21 protein-coding genes and 1 tRNA gene are annotated in these 20286 nt (G+C 72.4%); 9 read left to right on the top strand and 13 right to left on the bottom strand.

Annotation, left to right across the window (positions count from 1 at the left end):
- Nucleotides 1–100 precede the first annotated feature (100 nt).
- The 8 genes from ACFVIU_RS08395 to ACFVIU_RS08360 form a co-directional block, all read right to left on the bottom strand.
- A complete protein-coding gene (locus tag ACFVIU_RS08395; RefSeq protein WP_385841419.1) occupies nt 101–1087 on the bottom strand; it encodes an RNA polymerase sigma factor SigF in 987 nt (328 codons plus the stop codon).
- Nucleotides 1088–1437: 350 nt separating this feature from the next.
- On the bottom strand, nt 1438–2307 hold the full coding sequence (locus ACFVIU_RS08390) for an RNA polymerase sigma factor SigF (protein WP_385841801.1): 870 nt from the start codon (nt 2305–2307) through the stop codon (nt 1438–1440).
- Nucleotides 2308–2536: 229 nt separating this feature from the next.
- Nucleotides 2537–2830 carry a Dabb family protein gene (locus ACFVIU_RS08385; protein ID WP_385841417.1) on the bottom strand — a complete coding sequence of 98 codons (294 nt, stop codon included), beginning with the start codon at nt 2828–2830 and terminating at the stop codon, nt 2537–2539.
- A gap of 10 nt (nt 2831–2840) precedes the next feature.
- The gene (locus ACFVIU_RS08380) at nt 2841–3020 is read right to left on the bottom strand and encodes a hypothetical protein (protein WP_385841416.1); all 180 of its coding nucleotides are present in this window, start codon (nt 3018–3020) and stop codon (nt 2841–2843) included.
- 173 nt (nt 3021–3193) lie between these two features.
- Nucleotides 3194–3278, bottom strand: a tRNA-Ser gene (locus tag ACFVIU_RS08375).
- A 93-nt stretch (nt 3279–3371) separates the two neighbouring features.
- Complete coding sequence (tadA, locus tag ACFVIU_RS08370; RefSeq protein ID WP_385841414.1) at nt 3372–3803, bottom strand: tRNA adenosine(34) deaminase TadA; 432 nt, start codon at nt 3801–3803, stop codon at nt 3372–3374.
- Nucleotides 3804–3862: 59 nt separating this feature from the next.
- Nucleotides 3863–4405: a hypothetical protein gene (locus ACFVIU_RS08365; protein WP_385841800.1), complete on the bottom strand. Its 543-nt coding sequence runs from the start codon at nt 4403–4405 to the stop codon at nt 3863–3865.
- A gap of 311 nt (nt 4406–4716) precedes the next feature.
- Nucleotides 4717–4917, bottom strand: a complete 201-nt coding sequence (locus ACFVIU_RS08360) for a hypothetical protein (protein WP_385841799.1) — start codon at nt 4915–4917, stop codon at nt 4717–4719.
- Between the two features lie 102 nt (nt 4918–5019).
- Between ACFVIU_RS08360 and upp the strand changes: the two genes are divergently transcribed.
- A complete protein-coding gene (upp, locus tag ACFVIU_RS08355) occupies nt 5020–5655 on the top strand; it encodes a uracil phosphoribosyltransferase (protein WP_385841413.1) in 636 nt (211 codons plus the stop codon).
- A gap of 95 nt (nt 5656–5750) precedes the next feature.
- On the opposite strand, the gene ACFVIU_RS08350 is transcribed toward upp, so the two are convergent.
- From ACFVIU_RS08350 to ACFVIU_RS08335, 4 genes are all read right to left on the bottom strand, one after another.
- On the bottom strand, nt 5751–6386 hold the full coding sequence (locus ACFVIU_RS08350; RefSeq protein WP_385841412.1) for a LytR C-terminal domain-containing protein: 636 nt from the start codon (nt 6384–6386) through the stop codon (nt 5751–5753).
- Between the two features lie 112 nt (nt 6387–6498).
- Complete coding sequence (locus tag ACFVIU_RS08345) at nt 6499–6795, bottom strand: type II toxin-antitoxin system VapB family antitoxin (protein ID WP_004943146.1); 297 nt, start codon at nt 6793–6795, stop codon at nt 6499–6501.
- Nucleotides 6796–7010: 215 nt separating this feature from the next.
- Nucleotides 7011–7712 (bottom strand): HdeD family acid-resistance protein, encoded by a 702-nt coding sequence (locus ACFVIU_RS08340; RefSeq protein ID WP_385841410.1) that lies wholly within the window; start codon nt 7710–7712, stop codon nt 7011–7013.
- Between the two features lie 96 nt (nt 7713–7808).
- On the bottom strand, nt 7809–8417 hold the full coding sequence (locus ACFVIU_RS08335; protein ID WP_385841409.1) for an HhH-GPD-type base excision DNA repair protein: 609 nt from the start codon (nt 8415–8417) through the stop codon (nt 7809–7811).
- 141 nt (nt 8418–8558) lie between these two features.
- On the opposite strand from ACFVIU_RS08335, the gene ACFVIU_RS08330 reads away from it, so the two are divergent.
- From ACFVIU_RS08330 to ACFVIU_RS08295, 8 genes are all read left to right on the top strand, one after another.
- Nucleotides 8559–10697, top strand: a complete 2139-nt coding sequence (locus tag ACFVIU_RS08330) for a penicillin acylase family protein (RefSeq protein ID WP_385841408.1) — start codon at nt 8559–8561, stop codon at nt 10695–10697.
- Nucleotides 10690–11286 (top strand): GNAT family N-acetyltransferase, encoded by a 597-nt coding sequence (locus ACFVIU_RS08325; protein WP_385841407.1) that lies wholly within the window; start codon nt 10690–10692, stop codon nt 11284–11286. The genes ACFVIU_RS08330 and ACFVIU_RS08325 overlap by 8 nt, the downstream gene beginning before the upstream one ends.
- The gene (locus ACFVIU_RS08320) at nt 11283–11798 is read left to right on the top strand and encodes a cupin domain-containing protein (RefSeq protein ID WP_385841406.1); all 516 of its coding nucleotides are present in this window, start codon (nt 11283–11285) and stop codon (nt 11796–11798) included. The genes ACFVIU_RS08325 and ACFVIU_RS08320 overlap by 4 nt, the downstream gene beginning before the upstream one ends.
- Nucleotides 11795–12568, top strand: coding sequence for an SDR family NAD(P)-dependent oxidoreductase (locus tag ACFVIU_RS08315; RefSeq protein ID WP_385841405.1), 774 nt, complete (start codon nt 11795–11797; stop codon nt 12566–12568). The genes ACFVIU_RS08320 and ACFVIU_RS08315 overlap by 4 nt, the downstream gene beginning before the upstream one ends.
- Before the next feature lie 103 nt (nt 12569–12671).
- The gene (locus ACFVIU_RS08310) at nt 12672–14366 is read left to right on the top strand and encodes a copper resistance protein CopC (RefSeq protein ID WP_385841404.1); all 1695 of its coding nucleotides are present in this window, start codon (nt 12672–12674) and stop codon (nt 14364–14366) included.
- Nucleotides 14367–14478: 112 nt separating this feature from the next.
- Nucleotides 14479–15009: a SigE family RNA polymerase sigma factor gene (locus tag ACFVIU_RS08305; protein WP_385841402.1), complete on the top strand. Its 531-nt coding sequence runs from the start codon at nt 14479–14481 to the stop codon at nt 15007–15009.
- Nucleotides 15006–15791, top strand: a complete 786-nt coding sequence (locus tag ACFVIU_RS08300; protein WP_385841401.1) for a hypothetical protein — start codon at nt 15006–15008, stop codon at nt 15789–15791. The genes ACFVIU_RS08305 and ACFVIU_RS08300 overlap by 4 nt, the downstream gene beginning before the upstream one ends.
- Nucleotides 15792–15920: 129 nt before the next feature.
- A complete protein-coding gene (locus ACFVIU_RS08295) occupies nt 15921–18374 on the top strand; it encodes a non-reducing end alpha-L-arabinofuranosidase family hydrolase (protein ID WP_385841400.1) in 2454 nt (817 codons plus the stop codon).
- Between the two features lie 92 nt (nt 18375–18466).
- Here the strand turns inward: ACFVIU_RS08295 and ACFVIU_RS08290 are convergent, their stop codons facing one another.
- Entirely contained in the window at nt 18467–20113 is a 1647-nt protein-coding gene (locus ACFVIU_RS08290) for an RICIN domain-containing protein (RefSeq protein ID WP_385841399.1), read from the bottom strand.
- Between the last annotated feature and the right edge of the window lie 173 nt (nt 20114–20286).

The following is a 20286-nucleotide window of genomic DNA, read 5'->3' as shown; positions in this document are numbered from 1 at the left end:
GCGGCGGCCACGCATCCATGTCGTCGCATGAAGCATCGCCCCATGGTGGCTGACGTACCGTCAGATAGGAATACCGGCGCGGGTGCCGTCCGGCGGACCGTTAGTCCGAGATGAGGCCTTCGCGGAGCTGCGACAGCGTCCGGGTCAGCAGCCGGGACACGTGCATCTGCGAGATCCCGACCTCCTCGCCGATCTGCGACTGGGTCATGTTCGCGAAGAACCGCAGCATGATGATCCGCCGCTCCCGGGGCGGGAGTTTGGCCAGCAGCGGCTTGAGCGACTCGCGGTACTCCACGCCCTCCAGGGCCGTGTCCTCGTAGCCGAGCCGGTCGGCCAGGGAGGCCTCGCCGCCGTCGTCCTCGGGGGCGGGGGAGTCCAGGGAGGAGGCGGTGTACGCGTTGCCGACCGCGAGGCCGTCGACCACGTCCTCCTCGGAGACGCCGAGCGCGGCGGCCAGCTCCGTGACCGTCGGCGAGCGGTCCAGCTTCTGGGACAGCTCGTCGCTCGCCTTGGTCAGGGCCAGGCGCAGCTCCTGGAGCCGGCGCGGGACGCGCACCGACCAGGAGGTGTCCCGGAAGAAGCGCTTGATCTCGCCGACCACGGTCGGCATCGCGAAGGTCGGGAACTCCACGCCCCGTTCGCAGTCGAAGCGGTCGATCGCCTTGATCAGGCCGATGGTGCCGACCTGGACGATGTCCTCCATCGGCTCGTTGCGCGAGCGGAAGCGCGCGGCCGCGTAGCGGACCAGCGGCAGGTTCAGCTCGATCAGGGTGTCCCTGACGTAGGCCCGCTCGGGGCTGTCCTCGCCGAGCGCGGCGAGTCGCAGGAACAGGGAGCGGGACAGGGTGCGGGTGTCGATGTCCCCGGTGGCCGGCAGGACCGGCGGGGCCTCGACGGCGAGCGGGGACTCGAGGTCGGCCCCGGCGTCGGCGGCGGCCTCGGCGAGGGGAACGGTCGGGGACGGCACGGCGGCGAGGGGCGTGATGCCCTCGATGCCGTCGAGGACGTCGAGAGCGTCGAGCTCCTTGGGCGCAACCTCGCTCATCGCGGGCGTCAGCACCTTCGAGCTGCCCTGGTCTGCGGACATGCCACCCCCTTTGGGTCGCGGGACGGTCGCGGCGGCGGCGCCGTCTTCCGGGCAACGCAGCCTTCACCTGAATACCGGAGCCGAAGCCCCGGCAAACGCTCTTCCCGCAGAATGTCACATGTCGGCAACACGCTGTAGTGACATGTCGACATGCAAGATGCGAATCGCCCCTGGATAAAAGGGGTCTGACGCTTTTTCGGGGCACAACTGTCGGCATCGGTGCTGGTGAGCGATTCGCTCTGCGCGGTGAGGCATCGATCGCGTTTGCGATGCAGGCCGTGATCCCCGCCGTGCTTCCGTGCGCCTGCCGTGCACCGGCCCAAAGGGTGGGTCGGAAGTCCCCTAAGGGGCTATGCGTCGATGCGATTCGCGGAGCGCAGTCGCTGGAAGCTGCGGGCGAGCAGCCGGGAGACATGCATCTGGGAGACGCCGAGTTCCGCGCTGATCTGGCTCTGGGTGAGATTGCTGTAGTAGCGCAGCAGCAGGATGCGCTGCTCCCTCTCGGGGAGTTGGACGAGGAGATGGCGGACCAGGTCGCGGTGTTCCACGCCGTCCAGGGCGGGATCCTCGTATCCGATGCGGTCCAGCAGGCCGGGCAGCCCGTCGCCCTCCTGCGCGGCCTCCAGCGAGGTGGCGTGGTACGACCGCCCCGCCTCGATGCAGGACAGCACCTCGTCCTCGCTGATCCGCAGCCGCTCGGCGATCTCGGCGGTGGTGGGCGAGCGGCCGTAGAGCGTGGTCAGGTCCTCGGTGGCGCTGTTCACCTGCACCCACAGCTCGTGCAGCCGGCGCGGTACGTGGACCGTGCGGACGTTGTCGCGGAAGTACCGCTTGATCTCGCCGACGACGGTGGGCATCGCGAAGGTCGGGAACTGCACGCCGCGGTCGGGGTCGAAGCGGTCGATGGCGTTGATCAGCCCGATGGTGCCGACCTGGACGACGTCCTCCATCGGCTCGTTGCGGGAGCGGAAGCGGGCGGCCGCGTAGCGCACGAGCGGGAGGTTCGCCTCGATCAGCGCCCCCCGCACCCGGTTGTGCTCCGGCGTGCCCGGGGTGAGCTGCTTCAGCTCGGCGAAGAGCACCTGGGTCAGCGCCCGGGTGTCGGCGCCGCGGCGTTTTCCGGGGCCGGGAGGGTCGGGCGCGGGGTCCGAGAGGGCGGGTGCGGGGGCGGGAGCGGGCGCCTCTTCCTGGGGCGGCGCAGTACTGGCCGACACGGTCAACGCCACCTCTTCATCGGTCAATCATCCGTCAAAAGCGGTCATAGCATCACAAGACATGTGCACTGTGTGCAAGCACCCCATAACCCCGTGTTGTGTTCAAACGCCGACAAGTTGGGGAAGACGGACCAGGATGCAGGTGCCCGGGTGCAGGGACCGGGTGCAGGACGCGCGGAAGCCCCCCGCCGTCCGGCGAGGGGCTTCCGGGAGAACTCGGGGGAGCCGGGGTGGCCTAGAACTCGTAGTCCGCGATCACCCAGGTGGCGAACTCGCGCCACAGCGCGACGCCCGCCTGGTGGGCCGGGTGCTCCAGGTAGCGCTTGAGGGCGTCCGCGTCCTCGACGGCCGAGTTGATCGCGAAGTCGTACGCGATCGGCCGGTCGCTGATGTTCCAGGCGCACTCCCAGAAGCGCAGCTCCTCGATCTGGCCGCCCAGTGCCCGGAACGCCTCCACGCCCGCCGTGACCCGCGGATCGTCGCGCTCGACGCCCTCGTTGAGCTTGAACAGGACCAGGTGGCGGATCATGGGGTGTACCTCAGCTCTTTCCTCCGTTGGCGACCCAGGTCATGAAGTCGCCTATGGCCTTGGCCGCGTCAGATATGCCCTCGAAGCCTATCTGGACGTACGAGGCCGCCTTGGCCGGGTCCGTGATGATCACGTAGAGCACGAAGACCACGAGCGCGTACACCACGATCTTCTTGGCGTTCACCGCCACCGCGGCCTCCCCTCTGCCTTGGCCTCGTGGGCCGCTGCCGACGGCCGCGAGTCTAACCTTCACGGCCTTTTCCAGGGCCAACGGCCCACTGCCCGAGGCCCTTTGCCGCGCGGGCGGCCACCGTGGGGCGCACGCACGAAGGGCCCCGTCTTTCGACGGGGCCCTTCCAGGAGCGGTAGCGGAGGGATTTGAACCCTCGGTGACTTGCGCCACACTCGCTTTCGAGGCGAGCTCCTTCGGCCGCTCGGACACGCTACCGAGGGAGACCCTACAGCAAGGTGGGGCAAGGTTTGAAATCGGTATCCGGTGGTGCCGGGACCGGTGCCGTGCCTGCTGCCGCGGCCGGTGCCGTCAGCGGTTGCGGAAGAAGTCGGTGAGGAGGCGGGCGCAGTCCTCGGCGAGGACGCCCTCGATGACCTCCGGGCGGTGGTTGAGCCGCCGGTCGCGCACCACGTCCCAGAGCGAGCCGGTCGCGCCGGCCTTGTCGTCGCGGGCGCCGTAGACCACCCGGTCCACCCGGGACTGGACCAGCGCGCCCGCGCACATCGTGCAGGGCTCCAGGGTGACGACGAGCGTGCAGCCGGTCAGCCGCCACTCCCCGAGCCTGGCCGCGGCCCGCCTGAGCGCGAGGACCTCCGCGTGGGCCGTGGGATCACCCGTGACCTCGCGCTCGTTGTGCCCGGCCGCGAGCACCGTCGTACCGTCCGGGCCCAGCACGAGCGCGCCGACCGGGACGTCCCCGCCCCGGGCGGCCAGCCCGGCCTCGTCCAGGGCGAGCCGCATCGCGGCTTGCCAGCGGTCGCGTACCGGGTCCGGCGTGCCCTGCCCGTGCTGTGCTGCGGTCAGCGGACGGTCTCCAGCACCTCCGAGGCACCCAGGGCCTCGGCGATCGTGTTCAGCGCGTCGTCGGCGTCCAGGGTGCGCAGCTCCTTCTCGCTGATGCCCAGGTCGTCGAGGATCCGGCTGTCGCCCACCGGGGTGTGCGACACCGCGTCGCCCCCGGTGCCGTCCGTGTCCTCGTCCTGGTCCTCGTCGTCGGACTCGCCGTCCTCGGTGCCGTCGAGGTCCAGGGAGTCCAGGTCGGGGCCGTCGTCGGCACCGGGCTCCCGGCCGAGCAGCTCGTCGGTGAGCAACAGCTCCCCGTACGCGCTGCGCTGGGCGGCGGCCGCGTCCGAGACGTAGATGCGAGGGTCGTCCTCGCCGTCCACGCGGACGACGCCGAACCAGGCGTCCTCCTGCTCGATCAGCACGAGCACCGTGTCCTCGTCGGGAGAGGCTTCCCGGGCCAGGTCGGCCAGATCCGACAGGGTCTCCACATCGTCGAGCTCTGTGTCGCTCGCTTCCCACCCGTCTTCGGTGCGCGCGAGCAGTGCGGCGAAGTACACCGTGACTCTCCCACTGGTCATAGGCGTGCCGGTTGGGGGTCCCCCCGGCGGAGGTTCTTGGGCGGAGAGAGCTGGGCTCCGAGCCCCACCCACTCGGAATCGTGGCAGAAACAAGGCGTTCAGGGGACGTCTTCGGCTCCCTGTGTCCGGCAGTTTCGAGCGTGGATCCGTAATCGACTCACCAGCGCACTTGTTGCCGCCACCTGCGGATCGTACGCGGCTTTTCGAAGCACTCACGCACCCCCGCCCGCCAAACGCCCAAGCGGACCTGGATCTTCCCCGCCGGGGGGCGGTCCACCGGCCGCGCGTGGCTACCAGCGGAAGGTCCGCATCCGCATCGCGTGGCGCAGGCGCGCGGCCTTGGTGCGCCGGGGCTGGACGCGGGCGCGCAGGGCGCGGGCCTCGGCGAGGTCGCGCAGGAACTGGGCGCGCCGGCGGCGCCGCTCGGCGTCGCTCTCCGGCGCCTTCGCCCCGGCTGTCTCGGATTCGCCCGCGTCGCGCGGGTCAGGCAGGTCAGGCACGTCACACCACCCCGGTCCTCCCTCCCACTTTCCCCCGGACGGCCGGTTTGACGCCAGGGCGGGGCGGTCGTCGGCGCAGGTACCGTTATGGGCATGCGTCTCCACGTCGTCGACCACCCCCTGGTCGCTCACAAGCTCACCACGCTGCGCGACCAGCGCACCGACTCCGCGACCTTCCGCCGGCTCGCCGACGAACTGGTCACCCTGCTCGCCTACGAGGCCACGCGGGACGTACGCACCGAGACCGTCGACATCCGGACGCCGGTCGCGCAGACCACCGGCGTCAAGCTCGCCCGGCCCCGCCCGCTGGTGGTGCCGATCCTGCGCGCCGGTCTCGGCATGCTGGACGGCATGGTCCGGCTGCTGCCGACCGCCGAGGTGGGCTTCCTCGGCATGATCCGCAACGAGGAGACGCTCCAGGCCTCCACCTACGCCTCGCGGATGCCGGAGGACCTCTCGGGCCGCCAGGTGTACGTCCTCGACCCGATGCTGGCCACCGGCGGCACGCTGGTCGCGGCGATCCAGGAGCTGATCAAGCGGGGCGCCGACGATGTCACGGCGGTGGTGCTGCTGGCCGCTCCCGAGGGCGTCGAGGTCATGGAGCGGGAGCTGGCGGGCACGCCGGTGACGGTCGTGACGGCCGCGGTGGACGACCACCTCAACGAGCTGGGCTACATCGTGCCGGGGCTGGGCGACGCGGGCGACCGCCTGTACGGCGCGGCCGAGTAGGTTTCCCCGCCTGCGGGCGGCTCAGGGGAGCCCAGGGGTGCCTGAGGAGGCGCCCAGGGTTCCCCTTTTCTTACGCGCCTTTTCCTACGCGTTTCCTACGAGCAGCCCTTCTTGGCGGATTCCGCCGTCGCGTCGGGCGTGGTCAGCGCCGCCAGGGCCTGCTGTGCGTCCGCCGGCTTGGCCAGGCCCTTGAAACCGTCCCCGATGATGAGGTCGAGGTCGGCTCCCTTGCGGCCGTCGACCCGCTGCTCGGCGGCGGCCAGCTGGGTGGCCAGCACCGGGAGCGAGGTGTTCCGGGCGCCGGCGGGGCCGAGCAGTATCCCGGTGCCCTTGACCTTCTTGTCGTACTCCTTGCCGGCGTTGCCCACGTCACCGATCTTGAAGCCGCGCTTCTTCAGCGCGTCGGCGGTGTCCTTGGCGAGTCCGGTGCGCTTCGTGGCGTTGTAGACGTTCACCGTGATCTGGCCCGGCTCGGGCAGGGCCTTGGCGTGGGCGGCAGGGGCGACCTTGGTCCGGCAGCCGGCCTTGGGCGTGGCCGCTGTCGCCTTCTCGCCGCCGGTGAAGACGTCGATGAGCTGCACGGTGCCCCAGCCGATCAGACCGAGCGCGGCGGCGGACGCCACCACGGCGGCGACGAGCCTGCCGCGTCGCCGGGGCGGACGCATCCGAGGGTATTTGTCCCCCGTGATCCGGTACTGGCCGCCCATGCCGGGAGGAGTCAGCATGCTCATGGGCGCAGCGTAGTGCGCCCGGGCGGCGCTGCCTATTAGATGATCAGTCGATGCCGCCCAGTGGAACCCGAAAGGGCCAACGGCCGTGTCGCGCCGGGCCGGTCGGGGCCGGTCAGTCCAGCTCGAGCACGCGCGCGTGCAGCACCTGGCGCTGCTGGAGGGCGGCGCGGACGGCGCGGTGCAGTCCGTCCTCCAGGTAGAGGTCGCCCTGCCACTTCACGACGTGCGCGAAGAGGTCGCCGTAGAACGTCGAGTCCTCCGCCAGCAGGGTCTCGAGATCGAGCTGCTGCTTGGTGGTGACGAGCTGATCGAGGCGGACCGGGCGCGGCGCGACGTCCGCCCACTGCCGGGTGCTTTCCCGGCCGTGGTCGGGGTACGGCCGGCCGTTTCCGATGCGCTTGAAGATCACACGGAAAGCCTACCGGTCAAGACGTTCCGGGCGCAGCCATGGCGACGGAGTGCCAGCCCGGAAAAGATCTCGCAAACAGAACATAACGGGGATTACCGGGAGCATGCGTGGGCGGAGCAGGGGTCACCGCGCTGGGCGCTGCGCCCGCCCGGCCGTTATGCACAGGCTGTGGACCGGGAGCCGGGTGAACGGGGTGGGTGCGGGGTTGACCGGGTTCACACGGTCCGTGGGATCTGGCGGGCCCGGCTGCGGATGCCGAAGGCGGTGACGATCTCCACGATGCCGACCACGACCAGCCAGATGCCGCCGACGAGGGTCAGTACGGCGACCGAGCGGAACGGTGAGTCGATCAGCACGATGCCGGCGAGGAAGGTGAGGACCCCGAGGAACACCTGCCAGCCGCGGGCGGGCATGCGGGGGTCGGAGGCGGCCGCCAGGGTCTGGGTGATGCCGCGGATCACCCAGCCGATGCCGATCCACAGGGCGAGCAGCAGGATCGACTGCATGGGCCCGCGGAAGCAGAACAGGCCGAGCACGACCGACAGGGCGCCGCTGACGAAGGCCAGCACCCGCAGCGAGGTCGCCTTGTGCGTGCCGAAGGCGGCGACCAGCTGGAAGACGCCGCTGATCAGCAGGTAGACGCCGAAGAGGACGCCGACCACGAGCAGCGAGGGGCCGGGCCAGACGAGCACCAGGACGCCCAGGATCAGCGAGGCGATGCCGGTGACCAGGACGACCTGCCAGGCGGCCTGCGACAGGGCGTGCAGCGGCCCCTCGAACGGCGGCTCGGGTTCCCGGTGGCCGCCACCCGGCGGCGCGGACTCCCGGGTGCCGCCAGCGGGTGGCGTACTCGCGTGCACATGCCGGTCGTCGTACTCGCGGCCCCAGTCCGGGCCGCTGTTCGGTGCCTCGGTCATGATCCATCGTTGGCCCGGCGCCCACGGCCCTGCCAGCGGGCAGCGTCCGAACGGGTGACACCGCGGCCCGCCCGGCCGGGGCCGGGGCGGGCCGGGTCAGCCGGTGCCGCTCGACGTGCCGGAGGCCTTCGCCGCCTTCGCCGCCGCCTTCATCTCCTGCTTGTGGGCGCGCACCTTGGCCAGCGACTCGGGTCCGGTGATGTCGGCGACGGACCGGAAGGACTTCGCCTCGCCGTACGGCCCCGCGGCCTCCAGCCAGCCCTCGGGCGCGACCCCGAGCTGCTTGCCCAGCAGGGCGAGGAAGATCTGCGCCTTCTGCTTGCCGAACCCCGGCAGCTCCTCCAGTCGTTTCCGCAGCTCGGCGCCGGTGGCGACGCCCCGCCAGACGGCCTCGGCGTCACCGTCGTAGTGCTCGGTCAGGTACTGGCACAGCTGTTGCACCCGCTTGGCCATCGAGCCCGGGTACCGGTGCACCGCCGGCTTCTCGGAGAGCACCGCGGCGAAGGCCTCCGGGTCCATCGCGGCGATGTCGTGCGCGTCCAGGTCCTCGGCGCCGAGCCGGTCGGCGATGGTCCGGGGCCCCTTGAACGCCCACTCCATCGGGATCTGCTGGTCCAGCAGCATGCCGACGAGCGCGGCGAGCGGGGAGCGTCCGAGCAGCGCGTCGGCGTCGGGGTCCTGGGCGAGGTGGAGGGTGACGTCCATGGGTCGATGATCCCGCGCGCCCGGTGATCCGGCATGGCCGGTCTCCCGCGACCCGGGTGCGGGTGCCGTGCAGGGTCACCGCTCACGTACGATTCGACCATTAAGTTAGGCAAGGCTAACCTAAAGTGAAGGGGGTCCCGGGTGACCACCGAGACCTGGCGCGACGCCTGGGGCATCCCGCACCTGCGCGCCGCCGACGCCCGCGAACTCGCCCGCGCCCAGGGCCGGGTGACCGCGCTGGACCGCGCCTGGCAACTGGAGGTCGAGCGCCACCGCGCCCAGGGCACCTCGGCCGCCTTCCTCGGCGCCGCCGCCCTCTCCTGGGACGTCCTCGCCCGCCGCGCCCGCCTCGACGACACCGCCCGCCGCTGCTTCACCGCGCTGGAACGCCGGGACGCGGAGACGGCGGACTGGGTCCGCGCCTATGTCGAGGGGGTCAACGAGGGCCTGCCGCGCGGCGCCCGCCGGGCCCCCGAGTTCGCCCGCACCGGTCTCACCCCCGGCCCCTGGCAGCCCTGGACACCCCTCGCCGTCTGGCTCTCCACCCACATCCTCTTCGCCGGCTTCCCCGCCAAGCTCTGGCGCGAGCAGGCGATCCGGCACCTCGGCCCCGACGCCGTCGGCCTGTTCGCCACGGACGGCCCCGGCACGGCCGGCAGCAACGGCTGGCTGGTCACCGGCGACCGCACGGACACCGGGCACGCCCTGATCGCCGGCGACCCCCACCGCTTCATCGAGGACCCCGGTGTCTACCAGCAGATCCGCCTGTCCTGCCCCGAGTTCGACGTGGTCGGCCTGGCCGTCCCCGGCATCCCCGGCATCGCCCACTTCGGGCACACCGGCCAGGTCGCCTGGGCCATCACCCACGCCATGGCCGACTACCAGGACCTCTACCGCGAGCGGCTGCGCCGCACCGGCGCGGGAGTGGAGGCCCTGGGCCCCGACGGCCACTGGCACCGCGCCACCCGGCACACCGAGACGGTCCACATCGCGCACGAACCCCCGCTGGAGATCGAGCTGATCGAGACCCCGCGCGGCCCGGTGATCGCCGGAGGGCCGGAGGGCCTGGACGCGGGCGTCATAGAGGGTGCCGATCCGGGCGTCGTGGGCGACGGCGACGACACCACCGCCCTGGCCCTGCGCTACCCGCCCCGGGTCACGGAGGACCTCGGCTTCAGCGCCCTCCTCCCCCTCCTGCGCGCCCGCACCGTCGCCGACGTCGACCGGGCGCTGGACTCCTGGGCCGAACCGGTCAACACCGTCCTGGCCGCCGACACCGCCGGAGGCACCCTGCACCGCATCGCCGGCCGGGTCCCGCTCCGCGCCCACGCCAACCGCCTGCACCCCGTCCCCGCCTGGCTCCCCGGCCACGAGTGGCAGGGCTGGCACGAGACGCCGTACGCGCCCACGCCCGACGGCACCGCCGTCATGGCCAACGAGCGCGGCCTCGCCTCCCCCCTCGGCGTCGAGTTCGCCCCGCCGCACCGCGCCACCCGCATCCAGGACCTGCTCGACGCGCGCCCCGCCTGGACCGCCGACGCGATGCCCGCGATCCACACCGACACCCACCTCGGCTCCGCCGGCCCCCTCCTCGACCACCTCGCCGCCCTCGACGGGCTGACCCCCGCCGCGGCCCGGCTGCGTGACCGCCTGCTCGCCTGGGACCGCCGTATGGACGCCGACAGCACCGACGCGGCGGCCTACGCAGCGCTGCGCGGCGCGGTCGTACGCCGGCTCGCCGCGCACCCCGTCCTCGCCCCGCTCGCCGAGCCCCCGGCCTACCCCGACCTGCTGCTCCCCTGGCTGGCCCTGCTCCCGCGCGTCGGCTACGCCCTGGAGCACCTGCTCCGCGCCGAGAAGCTGTACGGCATCGACCGCCCCGCCCTGGTCCGCGCCGCCCTGGAGGAGACCGCGGCCGCGCCGCCCACCGGCACCTGGGCGGACACCCACCGGCTCGCCGCCTGGCGGGCCCTGCCCGAGGAGCCGGAGCAGGAGCCGGAGCCGGAACCCGGTCTCGCCGGGGACCACGACTGCGTGCTGTGCACCTCCGCCGTGCCCGGCGTCACCGACCGCGCGGCCCGCGGTCCCGCCGCCCGCTACGTCTGGGACCTCGCCGACCGCGCCAACAGCCGCTGGGTGGTCCCCTTCGGCGCCGACGGCGTCCCCGGCAGCCCGCACCACCGCGACCAGCTCCCGCTGTGGCGGGCGGGAGAACTGGCCCCGGTCGTCACCGACTGGACCTCGCTCACCCCCGACCCCACCGAGGAGACCGATGACTGACCCGCACCTCCCCCACGAAGAGCACATCGACGGCTACGGCACCGTCCGCGTCCGCCCCCTCGACCCGGCCGCCGACGCGGACGTGATCCACGCCTGGGTCAGCGAGGAGCGCGCCGCCTTCTGGGGCATGACCGGCCTCACCCGCGACCAGGTCGCCGAGATCTACACCCACATGGCCGGCCTCGACACCCACCACGCCCACCTGGTCACCAGGGACGGCGTGCCGGCGGCCCTGCTCCAGACGTACGAACCGGCCGCCGACCGGGTCGGCGAGGTCTACGACGTACGCCCCGGCGACCTCGGCGTCCACCTGCTGCTCGCCCCGGCCGGGCCGGAGGGTCCGCGCCCCGGCTGGACGTCCGCCCTGCTCACCGCGGTCACCGGATACGCCCTGCTGGTCCTCGACCGGCAGCGGCTCGTGGTCGACCCCGACGTCCGCAACGCCAAGGCGATCGCCCGCTTCGAACGCCAGGGATTCGTCCGGGGGCCGGCGGTCGTCCTCCCGGAGGTCGACCTCCCCGAGGTGCACCTCCCGGAGAAGCGGGCTCAACTCGCCTTCCTGCCGCGGGAGGTAGCCTTCCCCGGGTGACGAACCCGGACCCGCACCCGGCCCGCACGTCCGGCGCGCCGACCCCCGAGGAACTGATCGCTCACTACAACCTGGAACCCATCCCCCGCGAGGGCGGCCTGTTCCGGCGCACCTGGGCCGGGCCCGAGCGGCCGGACGGCCGGCCGGAGGGGACGGCCATCGTCGCCCTGCTCACCGCCGACGACTTCTCCGCCCTGCACCGCCTGCCCTTCGCCGAGATCTGGCACTTCTACCTCGGCGACCCGCTCCACCTGCTGCTCCTCGCCCCCGACGGCAGCACCCGCACGGCCGTCCTCGGCCCCGCCCTGCGCGCCGGCCAGCACCTCCAGTTCACCGTCCCGGCGGGCACCTGGATGGGGGCCCGGGTGGCGCAGGGCGGGGCCTGGAGCCTGTTCGGCTGCACCATGGCCCCCGGGTTCACCTACCCGGACTACGAACACGGCGACGCGGACGTCCTTGCGGCGCGTTATCCGGCCGAGGCCGCCCGGATCAGGGAACTGTGCCGTCCATGAGCCGGCCCACCCCTCTGCTGGCGGGACAGACCGCCCTCGTCACCGGTGCCGGCGGCGGCATCGGCCGCGCCATCGCCCTGCGGTTCGCCGAGGAGGGCGCGAAGGTGGCCCTGCACTGCCGTACCTCCCGCGCGGCGGCCGAGGACACCGCCGGGCGGATCCGGGGCGCGGGCGGCGAGGCGGTCGTACTCCAGGCCGACCTGACGGACGAACAGGCCTGCCACCGGCTGATCCGGGAGACGGTGCGGTGGTCCGGCGGCACGCTCACCGCGCTGGTCAACAACGCGGCCGTGCAGCCCGTCCAGCCGCTGCCCGGGATGACGGCGGCCGAGTGGCGCACGGTCGTCGACACCGACCTCACCGGTGTCTTCTCCTGCACCCAGGCCGCCGCCGCGCATCTGCGCGCCCACGGCGGCGGCACCGTCACCCACATCGCCTCCATCGAGGCCGGCCACCCGGCCCCGGGCCACGCCCACTACAGCGCGGCCAAGGCGGCGGTGGTGACGCACGCGCGCGCGGCGGCCCTGGAGTACGGTCCGTTCGGCATCCGCGTCAACACCGTGTCACCGGGGCTGATCGACCGCCCGGGGCTGGCCGGGGACTGGCCGGACGGCGTCCGCCGCTGGCTCGCCGCCGCCCCCGCGGGCCGCCTCGGCCGCCCGAAGGACGTGGCGGACGCATGCGTGTTCCTCGCCTCCCCGCTCGCCTCCTGGATCACCGGGCACGACCTGGTGGTGGACGGCGGCGTCTCGGCCCGCCCGACCTGGTGAGCAGCTCGGCCCGTCGCTGCGTACCTCTACCGAGGCGACAGGCGACAGGCGGCAGGCGGCCGAGCGCAGGCGGCAGGCCGGCATCCGGTGAGGGAGGGACCAGGTGGACGACGTGCGCCGGACGGACGAGGCACGCCCGGGCCGTCTTCCGTTGCGGAACCTCCTTCTCGGACTGCTCCTGTTCCCGCTGCTGCTGCTCGGCACCGCGGCCCCCGCCGCGGCGCACGCCGCCCTGCGCGGCACGGACCCCGCCGACGGCAGCGTGGTGCGCACCGCGCCCCGGCAGCTGACCCTCGCCTTCACCGAGTCGGTCGCCCTCCTCACCGACTCCGTCCGGATCTACGACCCGCACAACCACCCCGTCCGCACCGGCCCCGCCGAGCACGCCCCGGGCCGCCCGGACACCGTCCGGGTCGGCTTCCCGGCCCGGGCCGCGTCCGGCACCTACACGGTCGCCTGGCGGGTGGTCTCGGCCGACAGCCACCCGGTGTCCGGCGCGTTCACCTTCTCGGTGGGCGAGCCCAGCGCCACACCGCCGGGACCGCCGCCGCAGCGCGCGGAGAACCCGGTCACCACCGCCCTGCACACCATCGCGCGCTACCTCGCCTACCTCTCCCTGGCCCTCCTGCTGGGCACGGCCGCGTTCGTGGCGTACTGCCGCCCGCCCACGACCGCCCCCCTGCGCACCCCGGCCACGGCCGCCGCCGGCACCCTCGCGGCCACCACCATCGCCCTCTTCCTGCTGCGCGCCCCCTACGAGGAGGGCACCTCCCCCACCAGCGCCCTCACCCTCTCCGCCCTCGCCCACACGGCGACGACCCGCCCCGGCGCGCTGCTCCTCGCCCGCCTGGCGCTGCTGCTCCTGGCCGGTGCCGTCGTGCTGCTGCGGCGGACCCAGCGCACCGCCCTGGTCACCGCGGCGGCCCTCGCCCTGCCCCTGGCGCTGACCTGGACGGCGGCCGGACACGCCGCGGCCGGCATCCAGGTGGTGCCCGCGATCACCGTGGCGACCGTGCATCTGCTGGCCATGGCCGCCTGGCTCGGCGGTCTCGCCGCGCTCCTGCGGATCCTGCCGAGCGCCTCCGACGCCCGCACGACGGTGACCCGCTTCTCCCGGCTGGCCCTCGCCTCGGTGGCGGTCCTGGCCGTGACCGGCGTCTACCAGTCCTGGCGGGGCCTCGGCTCCTGGCAGGCGCTCACCGAGACGTCGTACGGCCGCACCCTGCTGGCCAAGCTGGCCGCGGTCGCCGCGCTGCTGCTGGCGGCGGCCTGCTCGCGCACCTGGACGTCCCGGCTGTCCACCGGGGCCGCCCTGCCCCAGCTGCGCCGCTCGGTGCTGGCCGAGGCGGCCGTGGCCCTGGTGGTGATGGCCCTGACGACCCTGCTCACGGCGACCGCCCCGGGGCGCACGGCCGCAGCGGAGGCCACCGGGCCCACGGCCACCGCCGGCATCCCGACCGCCTCGGTCATCACCCTCCCCTTCGACACCGGCAGCCCCGGCGGTCACGGCAGTGTGCAGATCACCCTCGACCCCGGACGGGTCGGCCGCACCTCCGTCCAGGCGGTGGTCTACGGCCCCGACGGCGGCCTGTCCACGGTCCCCGAACTCCGGGTCACCCTGACCCTGGACGCCCGGCGCATCGGCCCCCTGGACACGCGGATCACCGACCGCGGCGGCTACTGGGCCACCGACTCCTTCCGCCTCCCGCTGCCCGGCACCTGGACCCTGAAGGCGACGGTCCGCACCTCGGAGACGGACCAGACGACGGTGTCGGCACCCGTACGGGTCGCCCCGTAGGCCGCCTTGCCGGGTCGGTGGCGGGCGGCGGGCACTGTTAGGCTGCGCCACCCGTTGTTGTTAAACGCGCAACCAACGCGCACATCATCTGCCAGGAGAGGGCGACCGGGGGATGGTCCTCGACGACGCGTCCGCGGAGTTCCATGAGTTCTTCGAGCGCCACTATGCCGAACTCGCCCGTCTCGCACACCTGCTGACCGGCGAGACCGACGCGGCGGACGACCTCGCGGCGGACGCCCTGGTTGCCCTGTGGCAGCGCTGGGACCGGTTGCGGCGGGCCGACCATCCGCTCGCGTACGCCCGCGGGGTGGTGGCCAACCTGGCGCGCGGCCGGATCCGCAGCGCGGTGCGCGAGCGACGCCGGATCACGCTGTTCTGGTCCCGCACCGCCGAGAAAGTGGACGGGCCGGACGTGGCCGCCGTGCTGGACGTCCGCGGGGCGCTCGCCCGGCTGCCGTTCCGCAAGCGGGCCTGCGTGGTGCTGCGGCACGCCTTCGACCTGTCGGAGAAGGACACGGCGGCGGCGCTGGGCATCTCGGTCGGTACGGTCAAGAGCCAGACCTCGAAGGGCATGGCCGAGTTGGAGAGGATGCTGGGCGCACGCGCGGCCGGGGACCTGGTGGCAGGGAGGAGGAACCGGTGAACGAGGAGATCACCCGTCGGCTGCGCGAGGCCGCCGAGGACCACCGGCCCGACCGCGTAAGGATGCTGGCCCGGGTGCAGCGCGGCATGGCCGGCCCGGCCGTCCGGCACCGCGCGCGGCCGTTCGCGAGGTCCGGGATCAGGATCGCGCTCGCCGGGCTCGCCGCCACCGGCATCCTGGCGACCGGCGGCCTGGCCGTCGCCGCGATCGTCGCGCACTCGTCGCCGCCGGCCACCGTGACCACGCCCGCCACCCCGTCCCCGACCGTCGGCTCCCCGCACCCGACCTCGGCCCGGCCCACCCCTGCGGCGCCGGCCCCGGTCACCACCCCAGGCAGCGCGCGCCCGACTCCGCCGGCCACCAGCCCCTCGCCGAGCGCCGGCGAGAGCCCCGGCGGCGCGCTGTCGGCGGCCGGCTCCTTGGACCCGAAAAGCACCGTCTACTGGACGCAGAGCAACCTCGTCCTCAAGACGACCCGGCCGCTCACCTCGCTCACGGTCGAGATGCGGATCGCGCAGACCGGCGGGGTGCAGAGCACCGGCACCTGGCAGACCCTGCCGGGCGCCTACTTCACCGTCACCGTCCAGGAGGCCGGCGGCACGCTGGTCTACCGCTGGGTTCTCAAGCCGGGCCTGACCGTGCCGGCCGGGGGTTATGAGTTCGCCGCCCAGTTCAACAACGGCAGCGGCAAGCGCACTGCCGCGGGCGACGGCTACCGCGTCGACGCGCAGGGTCCGGGCGGCTCCGGGTCGGTCCGGGGAGGGTTCGTCCCGACCCGCTGAACGCCGCGGCACCGGGTGGGGGGACGGCGACCGGGAAAACTCCTTCCTCCATCGCGGCAACCCTTTGTGCGCGTGGCGGCAACTGACGGGTAACCGGGGCCGGATCAAGGCCCGTTGTGCCAGAAGGACATGCCCTTGTCAGATCAGAACCGCCCTCATCGCCGCCGTCCGGCGGCCCGTCGCGTGCTCGCCGCCGCCGCGGTCCTCGCCGCCGCCGGTGCCGCCGTACCCCTGGTCGCCCAGGCCGCACGCACGCCGCACGCCGGTACGCCGACCCTGGCCGGTGCGGCGGCCGGCAGCGGCCGCTACTTCGGTACGGCAGTGGCCTCGGGCAGGCTCGGCGACTCGACGTACTCCACCGTTCTCGACCGGGAATTCAACATGGTCACCCCGGAGAACGAGATGAAGTGGGACGCCACCGAGCCGTCCCGCGGCACCTTCACCTTCGGCCCGGCCGACTCGATCGTCGCCCACGCCTCCGCGCACGGCCAGCGGATGCGCGGCCACACCCTCGTCTGGTACCGCCAGCTGCCCGCGTGGGTGAAGTCCATCACCGACCCGAACACCCTGCGCAGGGTGATGGACAACCACATCACCACCGAGATGTCCCACTACAAGGGCAAGATCTACGCCTGGGACGTGGTCAACGAGGCGTTCGCCGACGGCGGCAGCGGACAGCACCGCAGCTCGGTCTTCCAGGACGTGCTGGGCAACGGCTTCATCGAGGAGGCGTTCCGCACCGCCCGGACCGCCGACCCCTCGGCCAAGCTCTGCTACAACGACTACAACATCGAGAACTGGACCGACGCCAAGACCCAGGGCGTCTACGCGATGGTCAAGGACTTCAAGTCGCGCGGAGTGCCCATCGACTGCGTCGGCTTCCAGTCCCACTTCGGCGCCGGCGGACCGCCCGCGAGCTTCCAGACCACCCTGTCCAAGTTCGCCGCGCTCGGCGTCGACGTCCAGATCACCGAGCTGGACATCGCCCAGGCGTCGCCGTCGGCGTACGCGGGCGCCGTCCAGGCGTGCATGAACGTCGCCCGCTGCACCGGCATCACGGTGTGGGGGATCCGGGACAGCGACTCCTGGCGCACCGGTGAGAACCCGCTGCTGTTCGACGGGGGCGGCAACAAGAAGCCCGCGTACAGCTCGGTGCTCACAGCCCTGGGCGGCAGCGGCAGCGGCGACGGCTCGCAGGCCGCGGGCATCACCCCCGGCACCGTCTACACGCTCTCCAACGCGGCCTCCGGACGCGTTCTCGACGAGCCCGCGGGATACAACGGCAACGGCACCCCGCTCCAGGTGTGGGGCGCCGGCGGTGCCTCCAACCAGCAGTGGCGGGCGAGCCGGAACAGCGACGGCACCTACACGCTGACCAACGTCGCCAGCGGCCGGGTGCTGGACGAGCCGGGCAACCAGACGGCCAACGGCACGCGGGTGCAGGTCTGGGACGCCAACGGCGGCGCCAACCAGCACTGGCGGGCCCACCGGAACGACGACGGCTCCTACACGCTGACCAACGCCGCCAGCGGCCGGGCGCTGGAGACTCCCGGCGGCCGGACCGCCGACGGCACTCCCGTCCAGATCTGGGACGCGGGCGCCGGCGGCGCCAACCAGCACTGGAACTTCAGGCCGTCGACCGCGACCACGTCCCCGCAGACGGGCAGCACCTGTGCTCTTCCGTCGACGTACCGGTGGGCGTCCACGGGTGCGCTGGCGCAGCCGGCGAACGGGTGGGACGCGGTGAAGGACTTCACCACCGTGACGTACAACGGCAAGCACCTGGTCTACGCGTCGAGCGTGGCGGGGGCGTCGTACGGCTCGATGATGTTCCGGCCCTTCACGAACTGGTCGGACATGGCGTCGGCCGGCCAGAGCGGGATGAGCCAGTCCGCGGTGGCGCCCACGCTGTTCTACTTCGCGCCCAAGAAGATCTGGGTGCTGGCGTCCCAGTGGGGCGGGTCGGCCTTCACCTACCGCACGTCGAGCGACCCCACCAACCCGGGCGGCTGGTCCGCACCGCAGCCGCTGTTCACCGGCAGCCTCCCCAAGACCGAGTCCTCCACCGGTCCGATCGACCAGACCCTGATCGCCGACGACCAGAACATGTACCTGTTCTTCGCCGGTGACAACGGCAAGATCTACCGGGCGAGCATGCCGATCGGGAACTTCCCGGGCAACTTCGGGTCGTCGTACACGACGGTCATGAGCGACTCGGTGAAGAACCTGTTCGAGGCGCCGCAGGTCTACAAGGTCAAGGGCCAGAACCAGTACCTGATGATCGTGGAGGCGCGGGGTGCGAACGAGCAGCGCTACTTCCGCTCCTTCACCGCCACGAGCCTGAACGGATCGTGGACCCCGCAGGCCGCCACCGAGAGCAACCCCTTCGCCGGCAAGGCCAACAGCGGTGCCTCCTGGACCAACGACATCAGCCACGGTGACCTGGTCCGCGACAACCCCGACCAGACCATGACCGTCGACCCCTGCAACCTCCAGCTCCTCTACCAGGGCAAGTCGCCGTCCGCGAGCGGTCCCTACGACCGACTGCCGTGGCGGCCGGGCGTCCTCACCCTCCAGCGCTGAACCGGTCTGATCCGGACTGACCATCCGGCTGACAAGACGAATGCGACCCCATCTCTTCGATGGGGTCGCATTCGCATGTCTCGCCGGCTTGCCTACTTGAGGGCCGTACCGCCCGCGTTGTGGTAGGCGATGGTCTTGTTGATCAGGTTTCCGCCGTCGGTCTCAGCGGTGGTCTGCTCCTGCTGCCCCGGACCGAACAGCAGGCCGGCGATGTGTGCGTTCGCCACCTGGTCCATGTGCCCGAACAGCCAGTCCACCTTGTCGTCCTTGTAGTGGTTCAGGGTGTTGTTCTGCGCCATGTTGCCCACGGGGATCTGCCACAGGACCACCGGCTTGCCCACGGACTCGGCCATCGTCTTGTAGAACGCCAGGCGGGCAGCGGCCTTCTGGTCGTTCCAGAAGGTGTCACGGCCGCCGTGGGCCGGCTGTGCGTACCAGCCCGCATCGCGGTCCGTCACATCGGAGACCAGGAAGTCGGCGTTCTGCGCCCCGAGGCTCGCGTAGTCCTTGACGCACTTCTGGGTGTCGTTCTCCCAGTCGAAGCAGGAAAGGTGCATCCCCACGGCGGCGTTCGGCGCGTACTTGTGCGCCATGCCGATCAAGCAGCGGGAGAGTCCGGCGGCGCTGTTCTCCTGCGATCCGCAGTCCGTCGGATTCGCGGCCGAGACCTGCGCGGCGACCTTGTGGGGATCGCCGAGCGACCGGACGTAACCCCAGAAGTCGGGCTCGAGGTCGATCATGTCGTTCGAGTTGCCGATCTTCTGGAGGAAGAACCGGTAGTCGTTCATGTACCGGGTGAGCAGGTCGCGCCGGTTGATGGCCACGACCTCGCCCGGACCGTCGCCCTGGCCCGCAGCGTCCCCGAGGTCGCGCAGCGAGTACCAGGTCCAGAGCATCTTCTGCGGACGCGGGCTGCCCTTGTACGTCGCGTGGGCCACCACCGAGTCCCGCCAGGTCACGTAGGTGCCGGGCGCCGTGGTGCTGCCGTTCCAGCAGCCCCACCAGCCCGACCAATCGTCGTGGCAGCGCGCCGCCGAGTAGTAGTCCGACGAGGGCGCGGGCTGGCTGTGCACATAGGCGTACCGCACGTCGAACGGCGCGGCGGCCGCCGAGGCGTCGGACACCGAGCCGCCGATGAGCACCGTGCTGCTGCCCATGAAGCGCTTCGTCGAGCTGTCGCCCGGCGCGGTGGGCGTACCGCTGCCGACACTCCCGGCCGGGACGAGCTGCCACTGCTGGTCGGCGCCGCCCCGGTCGCGGTCCTGGACGACATCGGCCCCGTCGGCCTTGGCGCCGTTGCGGACATCGACGGCCAGGCCACTGAAGCGATTGACCAGACGTACGTAGCCGCCCTGCGACTTGGCCAGCTTGAACTGCTGGTTGGTGCCGTTCAGGTCCTTCCACTGCACCAGGGCGGAACCGGCGCTCTTCGACCAGCCGAGGTCGTCCAGCACCTTGCCGGAGCTGCGGTTCTGGAGCCGGTAGTAGCCGTCACCCGCGTCGATGAACCGCCACTGCTGGTTGGCCCCGCCGTGACGCGCCCACTGCACCACCGGCGCGCCGTCGTTCGTGGCGGCACCGCGGTCGTCCAGCACCTTGCCGCTGTCGCGGTTGACCAGCACGTACCACTTCTTCAGATCCAGGGTCTTCTGCTCCGCCGACGCCTGGTTGACCACGACAGCCGAGCCGGCCGCCACCACCAGGGCGAGACCCGCCCAGAAACCCCGACGCGCGAGCAACCGACGGCCACGGTGCTTCGGACGACCACCGCGCTCGCCGTCGGCGCGGGACGCCCCCGATGACGTGGGCGGGCCGGGGACATGTCTGGGCTCTCGTTCCAGGGACACGCGTGTGCTCTCTTTCAGCCGTTGCGTCTGACCGGACCACTTGGCCGGACACCACCGAGTGGTCA

The sequence above is a fragment of the Streptomyces sp. NPDC127190 genome (assembly GCF_042672505.1).
Taxonomy (GTDB): domain Bacteria; phylum Actinomycetota; class Actinomycetes; order Streptomycetales; family Streptomycetaceae; genus Streptomyces.
Note: the sequence above shows the minus strand (reverse complement) of the source record. Positions and strands in the feature narration are given on the sequence as shown.

Coding starts and splice junctions, on each gene's coding strand:
- ACFVIU_RS08395 (WP_385841419.1), bottom strand. CDS start 1,087: ATGTCCGCAGACCAGGGCAGCTCGAAGGTGCTGACGCCCGCGATGAGC.
- ACFVIU_RS08385 (WP_385841417.1), bottom strand. CDS start 2,830: ATGATCCGCCACCTGGTCCTGTTCAAGCTCAACGAGGGCGTCGAGCGC.
- tadA (WP_385841414.1), bottom strand. CDS start 3,803: ATGCGGCTCGCCCTGGACGAGGCCGGGCTGGCCGCCCGGGGCGGGGAC.
- upp (WP_385841413.1), top strand. CDS start 5,020: ATGCGTCTCCACGTCGTCGACCACCCCCTGGTCGCTCACAAGCTCACC.
- ACFVIU_RS08350 (WP_385841412.1), bottom strand. CDS start 6,386: ATGAGCATGCTGACTCCTCCCGGCATGGGCGGCCAGTACCGGATCACG.
- ACFVIU_RS08340 (WP_385841410.1), bottom strand. CDS start 7,712: ATGACCGAGGCACCGAACAGCGGCCCGGACTGGGGCCGCGAGTACGAC.
- ACFVIU_RS08335 (WP_385841409.1), bottom strand. CDS start 8,417: ATGGACGTCACCCTCCACCTCGCCCAGGACCCCGACGCCGACGCGCTG.
- ACFVIU_RS08325 (WP_385841407.1), top strand. CDS start 10,690: ATGACTGACCCGCACCTCCCCCACGAAGAGCACATCGACGGCTACGGC.
- ACFVIU_RS08315 (WP_385841405.1), top strand. CDS start 11,795: ATGAGCCGGCCCACCCCTCTGCTGGCGGGACAGACCGCCCTCGTCACC.
- ACFVIU_RS08305 (WP_385841402.1), top strand. CDS start 14,479: ATGGTCCTCGACGACGCGTCCGCGGAGTTCCATGAGTTCTTCGAGCGC.
- ACFVIU_RS08295 (WP_385841400.1), top strand. CDS start 15,921: ATGCCCTTGTCAGATCAGAACCGCCCTCATCGCCGCCGTCCGGCGGCC.